This is a genomic window from Bacillus sp. 05T21 (assembly GCF_056396785.1).
Map to the genome: position 1 here is coordinate 1 of NZ_JBFTMD010000071.1, position 2,630 is coordinate 2,630.

Below are 2,630 nucleotides of genomic sequence, written 5' to 3' on the forward strand. Positions count from 1 at the left end.
CTTTTAATCAGTCTTTTTTCAAAACTTCTCTTTCTATTTTCTTTTAGATCAAAGTTATTAACATTACTTTGATCAAGCTTAATTTTAAAGCTACATAAAGTATTTCTTCATTTTTCACTACTCCTTTCGTTGGATATCGTTATAGAAGATGGTGTTATATTAATTACTAGTTTTATATAAATTAATTTACAAAAGCGAAAAATGATAAAAAAAGCTTGAAGCTGACGCTAGGTCATTTTATATACTGTTTAGTAACTACTTCGTGTTCTCGAGATAAATTAGATTAAAAAATCAGGAGGTTTTTAGATGAAAATGAGAGGTATTATTATTTATGGGTGTGTCATTATAGGTGCAGGTATTGGGTTGATAATGGATCATGCATTTCCAGGTGTACTGATTGGCTTGGGAGCAGGATACTTACTTCAGAATTTTTTTTCGTAAAGAAGAATAAATACATAAAGACTTATGGTAAGGACAAGTGAGAAAAGAATAAGGCAGTTGTTAATGCTAGAATCTTAACATACAGGAAGGTAGGTTTATTAGTTGATACACATTAATAAGGTTGGAGAGCTGGCAGGTGTTACAGTAAGAACACTGCGTTACTACGATAAAATTGGCCTGTTAAAACCAGCATCCAAAACAGAGGGCGGCCATCGTTTATATACGAATGAAGAGATAAAAAAACTACAGCAAGTTCAATTTTTAAAAAAGATTGGATTTTCGTTACACGAGATTAAAAATATGCTCGCTTCCAGTGAGTGGGATTGGTCGGAGAGTTTAAAGAGTCAATTATCTTTTGTAATAAAAGAACAGGAAAATTTAAAGAAAATAGAGTTATCCATAAGGGAATTGATACATGGAATTGCGATAGAAGGAATAGAAAACTGGACCGCGATTCAAAAGATTATGCAATTATCCAATAAAGATAAAGAAATACAGCAGTATTATCGTGAGTCTTTATTTAAAGACAGAGATATAAAATTATGGGAAAAGGTTCCCAGTATGACGAGTGACAACCCTCAGTCGCTCGAATGGATTGCTCTGATAGGTCAGTTAAAGCATTATATGGGGGACGGCCCAAAAGCACCCAAAGTCCAAAATATCATTAGAAGAATGGATGAAAAACGCTTAGAGGAGTTTGAAGGTGAGGATGAATTTTTAGATAAGCTGTGGGAAATAAGGATGTCGCCAAAGCAATCAGAGAAACTGGGATTATATCCAATTGAACAGGATGTGCTTGAGTTTATGGATCAGGCATATGCCATTTTTATGGCTGAAAAGAATAATCTCCAACCGGAATAAGGGGGAAAGAATGATGAGTACAGAACTACTTCTCCTAATAGGGGGATTGGCCCTATTGGACACGCTAAGCCCTGCCACATTAGGGGTAACAGTATATTTGCTTTTAACAGATAAAGAGAGACTTACCAAACGTTTATTGGTTTATTTATTGACGATAGCAGGATTTTATTTTGCTGTTGGAGTTTCACTCATGTTAGGATTAGATTTCTTGCTTGAGATTATTTCTGGCGTATTTCAAAATCGAATCGTAAGCTGGACGTTCTTTATTATTGGGGTGATATTGTTCATAGCAAGTTTTTATGTTCCAACAAAGAAAAGTTCAGACCTACCTGCACCAAAATCAAAAAGCATTCTTTCAATGGTTGCGCTGGGATTCACTACCTCACTAATTGAAGTAGGTACTGCTTTTCCGTATTTTGTAGCAATTGGCATAATGACTACTTCTAATCTATCGTGGGTGGAATGGTCTTCTATTTTAGCTGGATACAACTTTATCATGGTGTTGCCTTCCCTCGTGCTGTTTCTCTTCTATCTCCTGTTTGGGCGGTGGATGCAAACATCTCTCGAGAAGCTTCGAGTGAAAATCGCTAATAATACAGGATCGGCTCTTTCGTGGATTATGTGTATAGTTGGACTCATCCTGATTTATAATAGCCAGGATTATTTGTAGGATGTTTGACCAGAGTATTAGATAAAAGTAGAATTATTCAACAATCGGGTACGATTTTTGAATAACAAGGGCAAAAAATGATTAAACTTTTTTATAAAAACCAATTTTAATTCTACTGAAGAAGAATCCATTTTGATCAAACTTTATTTCAAAGTGTCACTTTAGGAGGTAATTTGCGCTTATTTTAAGCGTTATTTTGCACTATAAGTAAACATAAATAAGCCCAATTTCTCGCATTAAAATTGAGAAATTGGGCTTTTATCGTTACTCCGGAAAAGCGCCCGATTGTTGAAGATCGTTTTTCTTATTGAACTAACGCATCTGTTCGTTAAGTGTAACTCTTCACAATTACTTGATATTATATAGGTGAATAGAAAGATAAATTAAAATTTAGTTTAGTAGTTGTAAAAGTAGGTTATTTATATTATTCTATTATATTTTTTCAAAAAGGAGAGTTTATGAAAAAGATTATTGTTTTTGTATTAACGATATTTATATTATTCTCAGGATTCGCAACACAAAGTTATGCGTTGTCTGATTCGAAATCTGCGGCAATACAAGCGTTGCTAGATGATGCCTCTCGTATATCAGGTGTGCCGGGAATGTCAATCTCAATACTTGCTGATGATGAAGTGTTCTACTTTTCTTCAGGGTATGC

At 34.3% G+C, this 2,630-nt stretch carries 3 protein-coding genes and 1 pseudogene; all 4 read left to right on the forward strand.

The features are described from left to right. The first annotated feature begins 306 nt into the window (after positions 1-306). Entirely contained in the window at positions 307-441 is a 135-nt protein-coding gene (locus AC1DKZ_RS32595) for a hypothetical protein (RefSeq protein ID WP_476997953.1), read from the forward strand. A gap of 102 nt (positions 442-543) precedes the next feature. Further along, entirely contained in the window at positions 544-1,302 is a 759-nt protein-coding gene (locus AC1DKZ_RS32600; RefSeq protein ID WP_113734019.1) for a MerR family transcriptional regulator, read from the forward strand. A gap of 13 nt (positions 1,303-1,315) precedes the next feature. Further along, positions 1,316-1,972, forward strand: coding sequence for a GAP family protein (locus AC1DKZ_RS32605; RefSeq protein ID WP_172852259.1), 657 nt, complete (start codon positions 1,316-1,318; stop codon positions 1,970-1,972). A gap of 458 nt (positions 1,973-2,430) precedes the next feature. Next, positions 2,431-2,630, forward strand: a pseudogene (locus AC1DKZ_RS32610) (serine hydrolase domain-containing protein); the annotation flags it as partial.